The 16,888-nt window shown below is 67.5% G+C and carries 15 protein-coding genes and 1 tRNA gene; 6 read left to right on the top strand and 10 right to left on the bottom strand.

Going from position 1 to position 16,888, the window contains the following annotated elements; genetic code table 11:
- Positions 1 to 42: 42 nt before the first annotated feature.
- From FFS08_RS14070 to FFS08_RS14060, 3 genes are all read right to left on the bottom strand, one after another.
- Positions 43 to 2,904 (bottom strand): TonB-dependent receptor, encoded by a 2,862-nt coding sequence (locus FFS08_RS14070; protein ID WP_212742018.1) that lies wholly within the window; start codon positions 2,902 to 2,904, stop codon positions 43 to 45.
- 187 nt (positions 2,905 to 3,091) lie between these two features.
- The gene (locus FFS08_RS14065) at positions 3,092 to 4,195 is read right to left on the bottom strand and encodes a LacI family DNA-binding transcriptional regulator (RefSeq protein ID WP_137862521.1); all 1,104 of its coding nucleotides are present in this window, start codon (positions 4,193 to 4,195) and stop codon (positions 3,092 to 3,094) included.
- 63 nt (positions 4,196 to 4,258) lie between these two features.
- Positions 4,259 to 4,726, bottom strand: coding sequence for an Lrp/AsnC family transcriptional regulator (locus tag FFS08_RS14060; RefSeq protein WP_137862522.1), 468 nt, complete (start codon positions 4,724 to 4,726; stop codon positions 4,259 to 4,261).
- 124 nt (positions 4,727 to 4,850) lie between these two features.
- Here FFS08_RS14060 and FFS08_RS14055 point away from each other — a divergent pair, with 124 nt between their 5' ends.
- Together FFS08_RS14055 and FFS08_RS14050 are read left to right on the top strand one after the other, a co-directional pair.
- A complete protein-coding gene (locus tag FFS08_RS14055; protein WP_137862523.1) occupies positions 4,851 to 5,918 on the top strand; it encodes a Glu/Leu/Phe/Val family dehydrogenase in 1,068 nt (355 codons plus the stop codon).
- Between the two features lie 8 nt (positions 5,919 to 5,926).
- Positions 5,927 to 6,160 (top strand): ACT-like domain-containing protein, encoded by a 234-nt coding sequence (locus FFS08_RS14050; RefSeq protein WP_137862524.1) that lies wholly within the window; start codon positions 5,927 to 5,929, stop codon positions 6,158 to 6,160.
- Between the two features lie 193 nt (positions 6,161 to 6,353).
- On the opposite strand, the gene FFS08_RS14045 is transcribed toward FFS08_RS14050, so the two are convergent.
- The gene (locus FFS08_RS14045; RefSeq protein WP_249341066.1) at positions 6,354 to 6,971 is read right to left on the bottom strand and encodes a TetR/AcrR family transcriptional regulator; all 618 of its coding nucleotides are present in this window, start codon (positions 6,969 to 6,971) and stop codon (positions 6,354 to 6,356) included.
- A 101-nt stretch (positions 6,972 to 7,072) separates the two neighbouring features.
- Here FFS08_RS14045 and FFS08_RS14040 point away from each other — a divergent pair, with 101 nt between their 5' ends.
- From FFS08_RS14040 to FFS08_RS14030, 3 genes are read left to right on the top strand one after another with little or no spacing between them, the layout of a single operon-like run.
- Positions 7,073 to 8,542, top strand: coding sequence for an efflux transporter outer membrane subunit (locus FFS08_RS14040; protein ID WP_137862525.1), 1,470 nt, complete (start codon positions 7,073 to 7,075; stop codon positions 8,540 to 8,542).
- Positions 8,535 to 9,680 carry an HlyD family secretion protein gene (locus FFS08_RS14035; RefSeq protein ID WP_137862526.1) on the top strand — a complete coding sequence of 382 codons (1,146 nt, stop codon included), beginning with the start codon at positions 8,535 to 8,537 and terminating at the stop codon, positions 9,678 to 9,680. The genes FFS08_RS14040 and FFS08_RS14035 overlap by 8 nt, the downstream gene beginning before the upstream one ends.
- A 10-nt stretch (positions 9,681 to 9,690) precedes the next feature.
- Entirely contained in the window at positions 9,691 to 11,220 is a 1,530-nt protein-coding gene (locus tag FFS08_RS14030; protein ID WP_137862527.1) for a DHA2 family efflux MFS transporter permease subunit, read from the top strand.
- 153 nt (positions 11,221 to 11,373) lie between these two features.
- Here the strand turns inward: FFS08_RS14030 and FFS08_RS14025 are convergent.
- The 5 genes from FFS08_RS14025 to infA all read right to left on the bottom strand — a co-directional run bounded on the left by FFS08_RS14025 (position 11,374) and on the right by infA (position 13,405).
- A tRNA-Phe gene (locus FFS08_RS14025) sits at positions 11,374 to 11,449 on the bottom strand.
- A gap of 30 nt (positions 11,450 to 11,479) precedes the next feature.
- Positions 11,480 to 11,665, bottom strand: a complete 186-nt coding sequence (locus FFS08_RS14020; RefSeq protein WP_137862528.1) for a DNA gyrase inhibitor YacG — start codon at positions 11,663 to 11,665, stop codon at positions 11,480 to 11,482.
- Between the two features lies 1 nt (position 11,666).
- Entirely contained in the window at positions 11,667 to 12,611 is a 945-nt protein-coding gene (locus FFS08_RS14015; RefSeq protein WP_137862529.1) for a ribonuclease, read from the bottom strand.
- Positions 12,604 to 13,173: a Maf family protein gene (locus tag FFS08_RS14010; RefSeq protein WP_137862530.1), complete on the bottom strand. Its 570-nt coding sequence runs from the start codon at positions 13,171 to 13,173 to the stop codon at positions 12,604 to 12,606. Before FFS08_RS14010 ends, FFS08_RS14015 begins: the two co-directional genes overlap by 8 nt.
- A 13-nt stretch (positions 13,174 to 13,186) precedes the next feature.
- On the bottom strand, positions 13,187 to 13,405 hold the full coding sequence (infA, locus tag FFS08_RS14005) for a translation initiation factor IF-1 (RefSeq protein ID WP_003049127.1): 219 nt from the start codon (positions 13,403 to 13,405) through the stop codon (positions 13,187 to 13,189).
- A 247-nt stretch (positions 13,406 to 13,652) separates the two neighbouring features.
- Between infA and FFS08_RS14000 the strand changes: the two genes are divergently transcribed.
- On the top strand, positions 13,653 to 14,768 hold the full coding sequence (locus FFS08_RS14000) for a hypothetical protein (RefSeq protein ID WP_137862531.1): 1,116 nt from the start codon (positions 13,653 to 13,655) through the stop codon (positions 14,766 to 14,768).
- An 87-nt stretch (positions 14,769 to 14,855) separates the two neighbouring features.
- Here FFS08_RS14000 and FFS08_RS13995 read toward each other — a convergent pair whose 3' ends face one another.
- On the bottom strand, positions 14,856 to 16,853 hold the full coding sequence (locus FFS08_RS13995) for a S9 family peptidase (protein ID WP_171012611.1): 1,998 nt from the start codon (positions 16,851 to 16,853) through the stop codon (positions 14,856 to 14,858).
- Between the last annotated feature and the right edge of the window lie 35 nt (positions 16,854 to 16,888).

Here is a 16,888-nt window from a genome sequence, read left to right as displayed (position 1 = left end):
CCTCCCCTCGAACACCCGGCGGGTCGACCCGGGGGGAGGAAATCAGAAGCGGTAGTTGAACCCCAGCAGGAACTGCCGGCCGTATTTCTCATAGGTCTCGGGCAGCGGCGTGCCGTCGGTGGTGTGCGTGCCGCCCGTGTCCAGCCCCAGCCGCGTGCGATAGGGCGAGTCGGTCAGGTTGCTGACCTGGAGCAGCACGCCGAGGCCCTTGAGCGCCGAACTGTCCGGGAAGGTATAGCCGATCTGGGCGTCGAGCTGCCTGTCCGCGAGGATCTCGGTATAGCCGCGGTTGGTGAACAGCTGCACCGTCTCGCCCTTGAAGGCCGAGCGGAAGCGATAGCTCGCCCGTGCCTGGAAGCCCCATTTCTCGAAATAGCCGGTGACGTTGTACACGGTGCCGGACAGGCCCGGGATGCGCACCACGTCGTTGTTGTCCGTCGGGTTGAGATCGGATTCGGTGTAGGAATAGCTGCCGGTGAAGCCGAAGCCGTCCAGCGCCGGGATGATGCGCCCGATCTCGATCGCGCCGCTGACTTCGATGCCCTTCAGATTGCCGCCCGGCCCGTTGGCCGGCATCGTCACCTGCCCGATCGAGCTGATGTTGACGTTGGACGGGATCTGGTTGGTCGGGATCGGCAGGCCCTGGAAGTCGATCGCGAAGTTGCGATTGTAGATGTAGTTGTCGAGCCATTTGTAGAAGCCGGCGACGCTGATGTAGGTCGCCTTGCCGATGTACCATTCATAGGCGACGTCCAGCGCCTTGGCGCGCCACGGCTGGAGGTTCGGATTGCCGCCGGTCGCAGACCAGGGGTTCACCGTCGCGCCTGGCGCGCAGGGCGGATTGCCGCCGCACGGATTGACGTTGAAGCTCGGCGTGAAGTTGGCGCGCATGTCGTCCATGCGCGGCCGCGCCAGCACCTTGGACGCCGCCAGGCGGATGCGGTGGCCGCCGCCCAGATCGTAGATCAGGTTCGCGCTGGGCAGCACGTCGGTATAATGCGCCGTCTCGAACACCTGCGACAGCGCGATCGGCGTCAGCGTCTGGTTGATGCGCAGGCCCGACGAGGACTGGAACTGCTCCACCACCTGCACGCCGACATTGCCGCGCAGGCGGCCCCATTCGATGTTCGCCTTCGCCTTCCAGCTGATGACGTCTTCCTTGATCTTCCACGCCTTGTCGAAGTGGTTGGCGTCCTCCAGCGGCGTCTTGTTGTAATAGGTGTCGAGCGCCGCGGGCACGTTCCAGGCGATCACGTTGCCGAAGCCGACAAAGTCGAGCGACGTCGGATCGAGCAGATATTGCGAGCCGACCGGCACCTGGGCGCGCCCGTTCTTCAAGTTGAGGTCGAGCTCGTCGACGGTCTTGCGCTTGTTGCGCTGCGTGTAGTTCACGCCGAGCTCGATGCTCTGCAGGAACCCGCCGATTTCCCGGCGCAGCGTGAAATCGACGGCGCCCAGCTCTTCCTTGACGTGCGGCGATTTGATCAGGCCATCATGGCCCCAGCCGCCCCAGGGCGCGCGGTCGCCGAGCGAGACCCGGCTGGCGTTCGCATAGTCCAGGCCGAAGGCATAATGCGGGAATGCGCCGTCGATCGGGAACGAGAAGTCGTAATTGTCCATGGTGCGGGTCTGGAACGGGCCCGCGCCATAGCCGCCATAAGTCTCGATATAGGTCTCGTCGCGCTTGTTGGTCGAGTAGCTCAGATCGGCGACGAAGCGGGTGTGCTCGTCGAGCTGGAACTCGTTGTTGAGCCCGGCCGAGAACAGCTCGTCCTTGCGCGAGTTATAGTCGTTGCGCAGGATGGGAACGGCGTTGCTGACGCGCCCCGAAGTCCCGATCGCCGAGCCGCCCAGCTGGGTGGTGCCGACATTGCTGAACGTCGCATTGTCCGCCCAGCCGTTCGAGAACCATTGCGCGCCGCGGATCACTTCCTTCTGCTTGAAGCGGGAATAATAGACGTCGAGGACGCTGTGCACGCTGTCGCTCGGCTTCCATTCGAGCGTGCCCATCACGCCGTCACGCTGGTTGCGGCGGCTGGTCGCCCAGGCTTCCTGGCCATTCAGCTGCAGCGCGTTGTCGGCCGAATCGGGCGTGACGGTATTGGGGCTGCACGGGTTGGCAGGCGTCGGCTGGCAGATGTTGCCAAAGGCTTCGTACCCATAGGCCTTGTAGTGATCGACATGGCTCGGCGAATCGAGATGCGCATAGCCGATCGACCAGCCGAGCGTGCCGGCGGCATTCTGGTCGATATAGCTGGCCGTGCCGCGCCAGCCCCATTTGGAGATGTCGGCGTTGCGGCCGCCATCGGCGTCGAGCTCGCCGCGCAGGTTGAGCGCGATCGCGCGCTTGCCAAAGGCGAGCGGACGCACGGTGCGCAGGTCGGCGCTGCCCGACAGGCCCATGCCGGCGATGCTGGCGTCCGGCGTCTTGTACACCACGACGCTCGACAACAGCTCCGCGGGATACTGGTCGAACTCGACGGCGCGGTTGTCGCCCGAACTGGCCTGCTGCCGCCCGTTGAGCAGAGTAGTGGTGAAGTCCGGCGCCAGGCCGCGGATCGAGATCACCTGGGCGCGGCCGTTGACGCGCTGGGCGGCGAGGCCGGGCAGGCGGGCGATCGATTCGGCGATCGAGACGTCCGGCAGCTTGCCGATGTCCTCGGCAGACACCGCCTCGACGATCGAAGTCTGGTCACGCTTGATGTTGATCGAATTCTGCAGGCTGGCGCGCAGACCGGTCACGACGATCGTGCTCTCCTCGGCCGGCACCTGGCCCTGCACGGCCGGCGTCTGGCCGTCCCTGGCCCGAACGGCGCCGTCCTGCGCCCAGGCATGGGCTGGCAACGTTGTCGCCAGAGCCAGAGTCGAAATCGTGAGCCCGAGATTGCTCTTAGCGCGCTTCATGGCGCGCGCATGCGGACGCTCCCCCATTGCCTTTTCCCCTCTCATAGCAAGCGGCCGTTATCGACCGTCTCTGTCCCCATTGGGCGCTCCGGAAAAATTGGAAGCGCTTCCAATTGGTATCATCGCGTCGCGCGAAATTGTCAACGCGTTACAGAAAACGCTTACGAACCGGCTTGTTGCGGCGCGTTCAGCCGCGCGGCGGAGCGACGGATTCGCGCAGGACGAGGTGGTGGTCGATGGTGTCGAAGCCCGGCGTGCCGGTGCCCTGGCCGCGCAGCAGGGTCTCGACCAGGCGCTCCACTGCGCGCGCCGCGATTCGGCGAATCGGCTGGTGGATGGTGGTGAGCGGCGGCCAGATATAGGCAGCGACCGGCGCATCGTCGAAGCCGACCACCGAAAGGTCTCCGGGCATGACCAGGTGCATGCGATGCGCGGCGAACATCGCGCCGACAGCCATGTCGTCATTGGCGCAGACGATCGCCGTGGGGCGCTCCGGTCCGGCGAGCAGCGCCTCGGCCAGCTCCACGCCCGAACGGAAGCTGAAATCGCCGCGCAGCGCCGTCACCGCGCTTTCGTCGAGCCCCGCTTCGGCGAGCGCGCGCAGGAAGCCGGCGAAGCGCGTCTCGGCGGCGAGATGGCCTTCGATCCCGAGCATGTAGCCGAAGCGGCGATGGCCGGCCGCGACGACGTGATGCGCGATTTCGTAGCCGGCGGCCGCCTCGTCGAACCCCACGCCGGGCAACAGCGCGCGCACTTCGTCGCTGGGCGAGATGCAGGCCGCGGGGCAGCCCTGCGCGATCAGCCGCTGGACCAGATCGACATCGGCCGAAAGCGGCGGCGACAGGATCAGTCCGGTGCTGCGGCCCGAAGCGAACAGCTCGAGCAGCCGGTCGTCGCGATCCTCGTCCTCGATATGGAGGCTGAAGGTCGACAGCTCGAAGCCCGCCGCTGCCGCGGCGCGCAACGCGCCCAGCTCGATCGCGGCGAAATAATAGGAATTGGGCGGCGCGTCGCGCGCGTTGCAATGGATCAGCGTGAGCGTGTTGCTCGCCCGGCTGGCAAGGTTGCGCGCCTGCGGATTGACTCGGTAGTCGAGCGCCTCGACCGCGCGCATCACCCGGTCGCGCATCTTGTCGCTCACATGTGCCTGGTCGTTGAGCGCGCGCGAGACGGTGGCCCGGCCGACACCGGCGAGCGCCGCGACGTCGTCGATCGTCGGCGGCCGGCCGCTCCGGCCGGTTTCCGTGCCATTGGCGCCGGGAATCGGCGGCGATTTGGAAAGCGATGACATTCTCGAAGCGAATGGGTGGCACAGGCGCTGGCGGAGCGGCAACCCAAAATGCGCGCCCGCCGCTTATGGAATAGGCAATGCCGTCGTCGCCTTCACTTGCGAGAGCGCGACGGTCGAGTTGATTTCCTGCACCCCGGGCAGCTTGGAGAGCTTGGTGAAGAAGAAGCGCTCATAGGCTTCGATGTCGGCGGCGACGATGCGCAGCATGAAGTCGAACACGCCCATCAGCACATAGGCTTCCAGCACTTCGGGAAAGGAACGGATCGCCGCGGCGAATTCGTCGAGATTGGCGCGGCCATGCGCGTTCAGCTTGATTTGCGCGAAGATGTGCGCGTTGAGCCCGATCTTCTGCCGGTCGACCAGCGCGACGCGCCGGGTGATGACGCCTTCCTTCTCCAGCCGGTCCACCCGGCGCCAGCAGGGCGAGCTCGACAGGCCGACCATTTCGCCGAGCTTCGCCGTCGGCATCGACGCGTCTTCCTGGAGCACTTGCAGAATCCTGCGTTCGAACGGATCGAGCTCGGTGGGCAAGTTTGTTCTCCAAATCGGCGTATGCGGGTGAAATCTTGCTGATTATGCTGCATGAGTAGCAAAGAAGGCAACATTGCCCCGCGAAGCCATGGAAGAGTCACCTTCGGATTTCAGGAGCCCTTTCATGGTCGACGCCCCGCAAGTTACCGCCACCCCGCCCGAGAATGTGCACGTGCTGCGCGACGAGGAGAGTGGGTTGAACGGCGTCATCGTCCTCCATTCGAGCCGGCGCGGGCCGGCGGCGGGCGGGTGCCGGCTGTGGCGCTATGGCGATCATGCCGCGCTGGTCGGCGACGCGATGCGGCTGGCCGAGGGCATGACCTACAAGAATGCGATGGCCGACCTGCCGCTGGGCGGCGGCAAGGCGGTACTCAACCTGCCCGAGGGCGAATTCGACCGGCACAGGCTGTTCGCTGCGTTCGGGCGGGCAGTGGCGCGGCTCGATGGCGACTATGTCACGGCCGAGGATGTCGGCACCAGCGTCGCGGACATGGAAGCGGTGCGCGGCCAGACTCGCCACGTCGCCGGCTTGCCCGCGCGCGATGGCCGGCCGGGCGGCGATCCCTCGCCCTGGACCGCGCGCGGCGTGTTCCTGGCGATGGAAGAGGCGGCGCGGCGCCAGCTGGGCAGCGAATTGCGCGGGCTGCGCGTCGCGGTGCAGGGGCTTGGCCATGTCGGTTCGGCGCTGTGCGGCATGCTGCACGAAGCGGGCGCCCGGCTGGTCGTCGCCGAGCCGCGGCCAGGCGTCGCCGCCGATATCGCCTGCCGCTACGATGCGGAGATCATGGGGCGCGACAGCATCCTCGATGCCCGCTGCGCCATCTTCGCGCCCTGTGCGCTGGGCGGCGTGATCGACGAAGCGGCGGTCCGCCGGCTGCGCGCCCGGATCGTCTGCGGCGCCGCCAACAACGTGCTGGCCACGCCCGAGGACGGCGACCGGCTCGCCGACAGCGGCATCCTCTATGCGCCCGACTATGTGGTGAACGCCGGCGGGATCATCAGCGTGGCCGGCGAGTATCTCGGCTGGAGCGCCGATGAAGTGGCGAAGCGCGTCCACGCGACCGGGCTGCGGCTGGGGGCCGTGCTTGCCCACGCCGTGCGCGAGGGAGTGGCGCCGCACCGCGCCGCCGACGCGCTCGCCCGGGCGCGGATCGCGGCGCCATCGGCGGCGCCGGTGCGCGAGGCTGCCTGAGCCCGGCCATGCGGTTCGATATCGTGGGCGAGGCGAATGCCGCCTTGCTGTGTCGTCTGGTCGGCCTTGCCGCGCAGCATGATCTCGCCGCGCCGGACATGGAGGTGCGCGTGACGTCCGAGCGCATGGTCGTACGGCTCGAGCTGGACGGCCTGGACGGGCCGCCCGGCAGGATCGTGGCGGAGAAGATGCTTCGCTGCATCGGCGTCGAGGCGGTGGCGCTCGACGGGGCGGCGCTCTAGGGTGAAAACCAAAGCAAGTATCTGATTTTCCTTCGTCATCCCCGCGCACGCGGGGATCCAGGGCCAAGCGCGGAGCGAGGGTGGCAGGTTCTGCCCTTTCCGGACGACGTTCGCGTGGTGGCGCCGATATCCCGTGTTACCCTGGATCCCCGCCTGCGCGGGGATGACGGGGTTCGCTGAATGAGTCCCCAACCTAGTCGGGCGCGAAGGCGCGCAGGAAGACCTCGGCCATCTGCGCGGCTTCATGGTCGCGCTCGGCCGCCGACAATTCCTGCCCCCAGATCATGCGCTGCTGCACGCCGAGGCAGAGCGAGGCCAGTACCCGCGCAGCGAACAGCGGGTCGGCGCGGCGAAGCGTCCCCGCGTCCATCGCGCGCTCGAGGAAACCGGCGAGCATCTGTTGGGTGGGCAAGGGGGCGCGGCGATAGAAGATGTCGCCGATCTCGGGGAAGCGGCTGACTTCCGAGGCGATCAGCCGATGCAGCCGCAGCCCGTCGGGCGACGAGACCTTGGCGATGAAGCCCCGGCAGAATTGCAGCACGGCGGCGCGCAGATCCTCGCCGGGTTTGAGCACGTCGGCGAGCTGGCCGCGATATTCCTTGGTCGCATCGTCGAGCACGGCGGCGAACAGCTCTTCCTTGGACGGGAAATAGCTCCACAGCGTTCCCTTGGAGCCGCCAAGCTCCGCCGAGATCGCCGACATCGACGCGCCCGAATAGCCTTGGTCGAGGAACACGCGCTTGGCGATCGCCAGGATCGCCTCGCGCCGTTCCTCCTTGCGCGCTTCACGCTTGCCGGGCGCCTTCTCCACTATTTTTTCCATTACCGTACTATAGGGTACGATTTTGGGTTGACAAGATGGTGGGTCGAGCCCATCTGCCGCGCCGTACCCGACAGTACGGTATTTAAATCATGATCCGATTCTCCCTTCGCCCGCTGCTGCTCATCGCGACTGCCGGGACGGCGTTGCTTTCCGCCTGCGCGCCGGTGCCGCAGCTCGGCGCCCGTCCCGAGGTACGCGCGGCGACCAGCTATGCCGCCGAGCAGTCGCTCGGTGCCCAGGCGAATGCGGCGAACTGGCCGGCCAGCGACTGGTGGAGCGCCTATGGCGACTCCCAGCTGAGCGGGCTGATCGCCGAAGGGCTGGCCGGCTCGCCCGATCTCGCCGCCGCCGCCGCGCGCCTCCGCTCGGCCCAGGGCTATGCCCAGCAGGCCGGCGCGGCGCTGCTGCCGTCGATGGGCGTCCAGGCGGGCGCGACCGAGGGCAAGCAGAGCTACAATAACGGCATCCCCGCCGCCTTCGTGCCCAAGGGCTGGAACGACAGCGGTCAGGTTGCCGCGAACCTCAGCTTCGATCTCGATCTGTGGGGCAAGAACCGCGCCTCGCTCGCCGCCGCCACTTCGGATGCCGAGGCGGCGCGGATCGAGCTGGAGCAGTCGCGCCTGGTCCTTTCGACCAACATCGCCGGCGCCTATGCGGATCTCGCCCGCCTCGCTTCGCAGCGCGCCGTCCAGGCCAAGGCGCTGGAGCTGCGCACCCAGACGCAGAAGCTGGTGAGTGACCGCGTCGCCAACGGCCTCGATACGCGTGCGGAGCTGAAACAGGCCGATGCTGCCGTCCCCGCCGCCCGCGCCGATCTTGCCGCGACCGACGAAGCGATCGGCCTCACGCGCAACCGCATCGCGGCGCTGCTCGGCAAGGGGCCGGACCGCGGCCTGGCCATCACGCTGCCCGTCGGCCCGGCCGAGACGCACGGCCTGCCCGCCGGCGTCACCACCGACCTGATCGGCCGCCGTCCGGACATCGCCGCCGCTCGCGCCCGGGTCGAGGCCGCGGCGAGCCGGATCAAGGTGGCGCGTGCCGATTTCTATCCCTCGATCAATCTCAGTGCGCTGATCGGCTTCCAGGCCTTCGGGCTCGACAATCTGTTCAAGAGCGGATCGACCTATGGCTCGGTCGGCCCGGCGATCAGCCTGCCGATCTTTCGCGGCGGTGCGCTGGCCGGCCAGTACAAGGGCGCGCGCGCCGGCTATGACGAAGCAGTCGCGACCTATGATTCGACGGTGACCACCGCCTATCGCGAAGTCGCCGACGCAGTGACCAGCAAGAGCGCGCTGGTCACCCGCCTGGCCGAGAGCCGCCAGGCGCTCGCCGATTCCGAAGCGGCCTATTCGATCGCCCGGCAGCGCTATGAAGGCGGCCTGTCGACCTTCCTCGATGTGCTGACCGCCGAGCAGGGCGTGCTGCAGAACCGCCAGATCGTCGCCGATCTCGAGGCGCGGGCGTTCACGCTCGATGTCCAGCTGGTCCGCGCGCTCGGCGGGGGTTTCTCCACCAACATCGCGGCCGCCGCCGCAACCAAGGATTCGACCCATGGCTGACGCCGAACCCCAGATCCATGTCGCGAACGCCGAAGCCGCGCCCGCCCGGCCCAGCCTGCGCCGGCGCCTGCTCACCGGCATTGCTGGTGCGGTGCTGATCGCGGGCCTGGGCTATGGCGGCTGGTACGTGCTGGTCGGCAGCCACTATATCAGCACCGACAACGCCTATGTCGGCGCCGACACCGCCAGCGTGACGCCGATGGTCGCCGCGCAGGTGGCCGGCGTCGCGGTATCCGATACGCAGGCGGTGAAGAAGGGCGACATCCTCGTCCAGCTCGACGACAGCGATGCGCGGATTGCGCTCGCCCAGGCCGAGGCGGATCTCGCCAAGGCTCGCCGCCAATACGGCCAGACCTCGGCCACCAGCGCCGCGCTCGCGGCGCAGGTCCAGGCCCGCGGCGCCGACATTTCCCGAGCCCGTGCCCAGCTCGTCGCCGCCGAGGCGGATTACGAGAAGGCGCGGGTGGACCTCGCCCGGCGCCAGCGCCTCGCCCCCAATGGTGCGGTGTCGGGCGAGGAGCTCACGTCGGCGACCAACGCCTTCTCCTCGGCCAAGGCCAATCTGGAGCTGGCGCGCGCCGGCGTTGCCCAGGCGAACTCCACGCGCGGCGCCGCCAGCGGCGAGCTTGCCGCGAACAATGCGCTGATCAGCGGCACCACCGCCAATTCGGCGCCGGAAGTGCTCTCTGCCCAGGCCAGGGTCGCGCAGGCCCGGCTCGATCTCGATCGCACCGTGATCCGCGCGCCGATCGACGGCGTGGTCACCCGCCGCAACGTCCAGGTCGGCCAGCGCGTCGCGCCGGGCGCGCAGCTGATGCTGGTCGTGCCCGTGGGCCAGCTCTATGTCGACGCCAATTTTAAGGAAGGCCAGCTCACGCGCGTGAAGGTCGGCCAGCCGGTGACGCTCAAGTCCGATCTCTATGGCGGCGGCGTCACCTATCACGGCAAGGTCGTCGGCCTGTCGGGCGGCACCGGCGCTTCGTTCGCGCTGATCCCGGCGCAGAACGCCACCGGCAACTGGATCAAGGTGGTCCAGCGCCTGCCGGTGCGCGTCGCGCTCGACCCCAGGGAATTGCAGGCACACCCGCTGCGCGTGGGCCTTTCGATGGATGCCGAGATCGACGTCTCGAAGAATTGAGGACAAGGCGATGAACGGCAAGGCCGAGACAATGGCGCCGCTGACCGGGCTGCCGTTGATCCTTGCGGGCGTGGTGCTCGCGCTCACCAACTTCATGGTGGTGCTCGACACCACCATCGCCAACGTCTCGGTCCCGCACATCTCGGGCAGTCTCGGCATCTCGGGCAGCCAGGGGACGTGGATCATCACTTCCTATGCCGTGGCGGAGGCCGTGTGCGTGCCGCTGACCGGCTGGCTCGCCGGTCGCTTCGGCACGGTGCGCACCTTCACCTTCGGGATGATCGGCTTCGGCGTCTTCTCCGTCCTGTGCGGCCTGTCGACGTCGCTCGGCATGCTCGTCGCCTGCCGCATCGGCCAGGGCCTGTGCGGCGGCCCGCTGATGCCGCTGTCACAGACGCTGCTGATGCGCATCTTCAAGCCCGAGCAGCGCGCCCAGGCGATGGGCGTCTGGTCGATGACCACCGTGGTCGCGCCGATCCTCGGTCCGATCCTGGGCGGCACGATCTCGGACAGCTGGTCGTGGCACTGGATCTTCTTCATCAACATTCCCGTCGCCGCCGTCTGCGCGTTCGGAGGGATGCGGCTGCTCTCGAAGGTCGAGACGCCGACGAGCAAGCTGCGGGTCGACCGGGTCGGGCTGATGCTGATGCTGCTGTGGATCGGCGCGCTGCAGATCATGCTCGATCTCGGCCGCGAGCATGACTGGTTCAATGACCGAACGATCGTGATGCTGGGCGTTACCGCGCTGATCGGCTTCCTGGTCTTCCTGGCCTGGGAGGGAACCGAGGACCAGCCGATCGTCGATCTGCGCGTGTTCCGCCACCGGGGCTTCACCGTGGCGGTGCTGTCGCTGGCCTTCGCCTTCGGCACCTTCTTCTCGTCCGCGGTGATCATCCCGCAATGGCTGCAGACCAGCATGGGCTACACCGCCACCTATGCCGGCTATGCCACCGCCTTCACCGGCGTGGCGGCGGTGATCATGTCGCCGATCGTCGCCAAGCTGACCAGCAAGGTGGATCCGCGCGCGCTGGTGTGCTTCGGCATCCTCTGGCTCGGCTTCACTTCGCTGCTGCGCGTCCATTGGAACAGCCAGGCGGATTTCTGGAGCCTCGCCTTCCCGCAGATGCTCCAGGGCATCGGCATGCCCTTCTTCTTCATTCCGCTGACCACGCTGGCGCTGGGTTCGGTGCGGCCCGAGGAGACGGCGTCGGCGGCGGGCGTGATGGCGTTCCTGCGGACCATGGCGGGTGCGATCGGCACCTCGATCTCGACCACCGCCTGGGACGACAGCGCCCGTGTGGCGCGCAGCGAGATCGCCGCGCGGCTGAACAGCGATGGCACCGTCGATGCACTTGCCGCACAGGGCTTCTCGCTCGATCAGGCGCGCGGCGTGATCGCCCAGCTGGTCGACAAGGAGGCGTTCGCATTGGCGACCAGCCACATCTTCCTGCTCTCGGCCTTCGTCTTCGTCGGCGCGGCGATGATCATCTGGCTGACTCCGCGCCCGAAGCGGGCAATAGGGGCAGGCGCGGCGCATTAGCGGATCGGGGCTCGCCGTCACGGGCGCCTGTATCTGCGCCGTCATGCTGAACTCGTTTCGGCATGACAGTGCAGAACCGCCGGCGCTCTATGTCCGGTCCGGGCAGGCGCCGCGCAGGTCAGCGCCGCCGGCGATGGTTCACGATAAAAGCAGTGGTGCCCGGGGACGGAGTCGAACCGCCGACACTGCGATTTTCAGTCGCATGCTCTACCAACTGAGCTACCCGGGCGTGCCCGGCGAGTGCCGGGGAGCGCGCCTCTTAGTCGCGCGAATCGGCGCTGTCCACCCCCGAATGCACATGGGGGTCCACGCGCTCGCCGGGAATGCGATAGCCCTCGCCCAGCCATTGCAGCAGGTCGCGGTCCCTGCAGCCGCGGCCGCAGAAGGGCTTGTGCTCGATATCGGTCGGCTGCCCGCAGACGGGGCAGCTATTGCTCTTCGTCATTTCAGTCCCTTGCATGCGTGAACTCAGTCACGCCGCCGATCCGCCGCGCCAGCTCCGCCGTCCAGCCCGGCTGCTGCGCGAGGCGGCGCGCGACGCTCCTGGCTACCATATGGGTAGCCGGAGGCGGGGGCGGAAGCCGCTCGATGCGCCGCAGTTCCGCCCGCGTCTCCGTACCGATCGGATCGGCGCGCAGCAGTTCGGGCAAGGAAGGCCGGGTACGCCGCCGCACGATCTGGAGGAAGCCGAAGCCGTTCACCGCAGTGCGTTCGAAGGGCTGGGGCAGGGCGGCGTCGATCGCCTCGGCCACCGCGTTGCGGGCGGTCTTGCCGCTGAGCGTGGGGAAGTCGATGCCGATCGAGCCGGCGATCCCGTGCCGCTCGATCGCCCGCGCCACCGCATGCGCGGCGGCTACCGCCAGCGGCTCGATTGGGCCGGAGCCGTCCACGTCGAACAGCGCCATCGCCGGGGTAGGCGAGAGGCGCAGCGCGCCGCCCGGAAAGGCGATCTCGCCGGTGATCGCTTCATCGAGCACTTCGGACCAGCCGGCTTCCTCCAGCGCGTCCGGCTCGTGGGCGCGCAGCGTGCGGACGGGCAGGCCGGTGGCGGCGATGCGATCGAACAGGGTGGGCCCGTCGGACAGTTCCTCGTCGCTCGGCACGGCCTTGGGCAGCTTGGCGCGGCCGGGCTCGGGGATGGCCTCGCGGGTGATCCTGACGCGCAGCTTCGCTCCTTGCGTGATCGTCTTCGGCACATGGTCGCACAGCGCCTCGCCGCCGCCGTCGAGCGCGATCAGCTTGGCGGCCTTGTCGATCAGCCGGGCATCCAGCACCGCATCGACGCGCGGCCACACGCCCTCAAGCTCGATCCGTGCCTTCCAGATGCCGCCGCGCGAGATCAGCGCGGCGCGGTTCTCGCCGATCCCGGCTTCGTAGAGCCACTCAGCCAAGGCCGTACCCGGCGCTCTCCAGCAGCGCGCGCGTCTCGAAGACGGGCAGCCCGACCACGCCCGAATGGCTGCCGGCGAGGTAGCGGACAAAGGCCTCGGCCTTGCCCTGGATGGCATAGCCGCCCGCCTTGCCCATGCCTTCCCCGCAGGCGACGTACCAGTCGATCTCGGCCTGGCTCAGCCGCTTGAAGGCGACGATCGTGTCCGAGATGCGCGTGCGCGCCTTGCCGTCGGCGCCGATCACGCAGACGGCGGACAGGCAATGGTGGCGCCGGCCGGAGAGTAGCGCGAGCATGCGGCGCAGATCCGCCTCGTCCGCGGGCTTGGCGAGGATGCGGCGGCCGACCGCGATGGTGGTGTCGCCCGCGAGCACGATCTCGTCCGCGGCACGCGCCACTGCCCGCGCCTTGTCGATCGCGACGCGCAGCACATAGGCGCGGGGCGTCTCGCCGGCGTGGACATCCTCGTCGACATCGGGCGCGGCGATGCGCGCAGGTTCGGCCCCGATCCGCCTGAGCAGATCGAGCCGTCGCGGCGAGGTGGAAGCGAGGACGAGCCGCAAGGGCACCGCCCGCTTACTTGAAGCGATAGGTGATACGGCCCTTGGTCAGGTCGTAGGGCGTGAGCTCGACGAGCACTTCGTCGCCCACGAGCACGCGGATGCGATTCTTGCGCATCTTGCCGGCGGTATGGCCCAGGATCTCGTGATCATTTTCGAGCCGGACGCGGAACATGGCGTTGGGCAAAAGCTCAACGACCTGGCCCCGCATTTCAAGCAGTTCTTCTTTGGCCAAAAATTACCTCATGGGTGCGCGCGCTAAAAGTGGCGGTGCCTTTACAGCGCGAAAGGAGAAAAGGGAAGGCGGAGAACCCGACAAAGCCTGCCGCCCTAGTCCGATATGGGGATTGCGTTCCCCTTTGCCATCCGGCGCGCCGTTTCCGGCCGGTTTGATCGACGGATGTGCCTGCTTCGTCGCACCCCGATTTGCCGTGCGGGGCCGGCCTGTATCTTCCGCCGCCGGCTATTCGGGAGTCAGTGAAATGCGTGCTTCGTTTCTGCTGGGTTCGGCGGCGTGCATGCTGGCCTTCCTCGCCGCCGCCGATGCGCGCGCGCAATGCGCGGCGCGGCTGGAGCGTGCCAACCACAATGCGCGCCAGATGCCGGAGAACACACCCTCCCAGGTGCATGACGAACTGTCCGACCAGTCGCTGCTCGCCGAGGAGACGAAGGACAGCAATCCCGCCGAATGCCTGCGGGCCGTGACGCAGATGGAAGCGCTGATGCGCCGCCACGGCAAGTCGATCGTCGAGGCATCGGGAGTGCCGGCCGCAGGGGGCGTGGCAGCGCGGCCGAAGACGCTCGACGAGCTCTTCCCGCCGACGCCGCTCGGCCAGCGGCTGGTGCGGATGCGCGCCTCGACGGGCGGTCAGACCCGTGCCGATGTCCGGGCGCTCCAGGAATATATCGACGCCAGCAGGGCCTGGGGCTTCGCCGTATACAGCGCCAATGACACTTCGAACCCGGCCGCGGCTCGGGTAGTGGCGGTCACCGACGACGTGGTCGCCGCTGCCGAGGCGACGCAGGAAGTGATGATTCAGATCAACCAGGACGGCGATGTGCTGCACGCGCAGTTGCAGGATGCCTTTGCCGAGCTGGAGGCGGCGCAGCGCGCCCAATATAATTATCTGAACCCCGGCGACTTGCTGGCGCCGCTCGCCCCGGTTCCGGAGGCCATCCGCAAGCGTCTTGACGCGGCCCGCAGCAACTTGCGCGACGTGACGAAGCGCCTGAACGAATGGATCGAGCGCAATCTGGAGGAGGGCTTCGCGCCCGGCTATCTCGGCGCGATGCGGGTGCTGGAGGCGCGCTACAAGCCCAGGTTCGAGCAGATCGAGATACAATGCGAGAAGCTGCGGCAGGCGGCGTTCGGGAAGCTCGCCGAGGCTGTGCTCACGGGAAAGAAGACGACTGCGGTCGAGGACGCCGGGAAAGCCTGCTCGCAGATGGAAGCGCCGCTCAAGGAGCAGTCGCAGCGCGAGGAAGACGAAATCCACGAGAAGTACAAACTGCCGGAGAAGGGGGAAGACGATCCGCCGGCACCCCAGGCACGGTCCAAGCCGGCCGGCCAGGGGCGGGGTTCGGGCAAGCCGAAATAGCAGCCCTTCCGTCCGCGGCCCTTGTGCCGAAAGCGATCCGGGCCCGCCGATGGCCGGGGCGGCATGTCGCCATGCCGCCCCGCACACTCAGGCCGGATTGTATTTGTCGAGGAACTTCTTCACTTCCTGCAGGAACTGGGTCCGGTCTTCCTCGCGCAGCAGATTGTGCGTGTTGAGCGGCTGCTCGACATAGCGGAAGTCGACGCCTTCCTTCTTGCCCGCGGCCTTCAGCTTGCTCACCAGCCCGCGAGACTGGGCGACGGGAACACGCTGATCCTTGGCGCCATGGACGATCAGGATCGGCGTCGAGAACATCTCGGCATGATAGGCCGGGGAGATCGGCTTGAGATCGCCCGCCGCGCCCAGCCCGACCTTCGCACCATAGCCGCCCAGATAGTTCTTGTCGTAATTGACCATCGCAGGAAGGTCGTGGACGCCCGCACCGCTCACCGTGCAGCGATATTTGTCGCCGTCGCGCTGCGCCGCGCGGCTGGCGGCATAGCCGCCATAGGACCAGCCGACCATGCAGACGCGCTTGGGATCGATTGTCCCGTCCTTGGCGAGCCAGGGGATCACGTCGTTGAGATCGTCCTGCATGCGCAGGCCCCAATTGCCGTCCACCGCCTTGCCGAATTCCTTGCCGTAGCCGGTCGAGCCGCGATAATTGGGCTGGACGACGACATAGCCATATTCCGCCAGCGCCTGGGCCCATTGGTAATTGTCCCAATCGGCGTCGTCGCGGGCCCAGGGGCCGCCGTGCGGCATCACGATGAGCGGCCGGTTCTTCTCGCCCATATGATGGCGCGGCAGCGTCAGGATCGCCTCGATCGACTTGCCGTCGGAGGCGGTGTAGCGGAAGGTCTTCACCGGATTGAGCTGGGCGTTCTTGAGCGTCTCGCTGCTCCAGGTAATCAGCGAGACGTCGCCGCTCACGGTATCGAACAGGTAATAGGCCGGCACCTGGCCCTGCCCCGAGATCGCGAACAGGATCTTCTCGCGCTTCGCGTCGGCCGAGGCGATCGCGACATTGCCGGCGCCGAATTGCGCGTCGAGCACCTGGGCGATCTCGCGGAGCCGCGGATCGTAGAAGACGTGGTGCGTCCGCTGATCGGTATAGCGGACGCTCTGCAGCGCAGCGCCGTCGGGCGTGAGCGTCGCGCCGGAGATGTCGTAGCCGGCGACCCCGAACACCTTCTTGCCGAGCGCCATCTTGTCGAGGTCATATTCGTAGAGCGCGCGATACCCCTCCCGGTTGCTCAGCGCATAGGCCTTGTTCGGGCCGGGCAGGATATAGTCGGGAAGCTCGGTGTCCTGGTACCGGTCCGGCGTCTCGTGCAGGATCGTCCGGAAATTCTCCTTGGCATCGGCGCGATAGAGGACGCGCATCTTGCCGGAATCGCGATCCCGCTGGCTGCCCATGCGGACCACGCCGGACGCGTCGGCCACCCAGTTGCTCACCACCGGATTGGGGCGCGCGACCTGGGTGGTCCTGCCGCTTTCCACGTCGATGTCGAGAACTTCGGGATTGTCCCACATCTCGGTGCCATATTTGTTGGTGACGCGCTGGAGCAGCAGGTGCGGCTTGGCCGTGCCCGGCGGGGATTTCCACAATACGTCGCCGGCCCAGGCCGCAGCGCCTTCCCAGCCGAGCGGTGTCGCCTTGCGCGTCTTGACGTTGTAGGCGGCGATGCGCGTCGTATCGATCCACTGGCCGAACTCATGGTCGCGGCTGCGGATCCAGATCAGCAGGTTCTGGTCGTCGATCCAGTCCCAACTGTAGATTTCGCGGTCGCCGATATTTTCCTTGGAGAAGTCCGAATCGCGCGCGACGATGAACGGCTTCGCATTCGGCTGGCCGATCGGCAGGATCGCCAGCGCCTGGACGCCCCCTGCGCGCATCTTGGCGGCGATCATCTCGCCATTGGGTGAAAGGCTCGGGCGGTCGACCACGGGAAACTGGCCGAAGACCTCAAGCGGGACGGTCTTTTTGTCCCATTCGGTGCTGGGTTTGATCTGCGCCCGGGCGGGCGCGATCGACGCGACGACGGCCGCCGCGGCGAGAAGCGGCGCAATGAAACGTGACAAGATATTCCTCCCCCGTAGAGGAAGGCAGAATGCCC

This window comes from Sphingomonas sp. 1F27F7B (assembly GCF_005503355.1).
GTDB lineage: Bacteria > Pseudomonadota > Alphaproteobacteria > Sphingomonadales > Sphingomonadaceae > Sphingomonas.
This window is presented reverse-complemented; position numbering and strand designations above follow the sequence as displayed.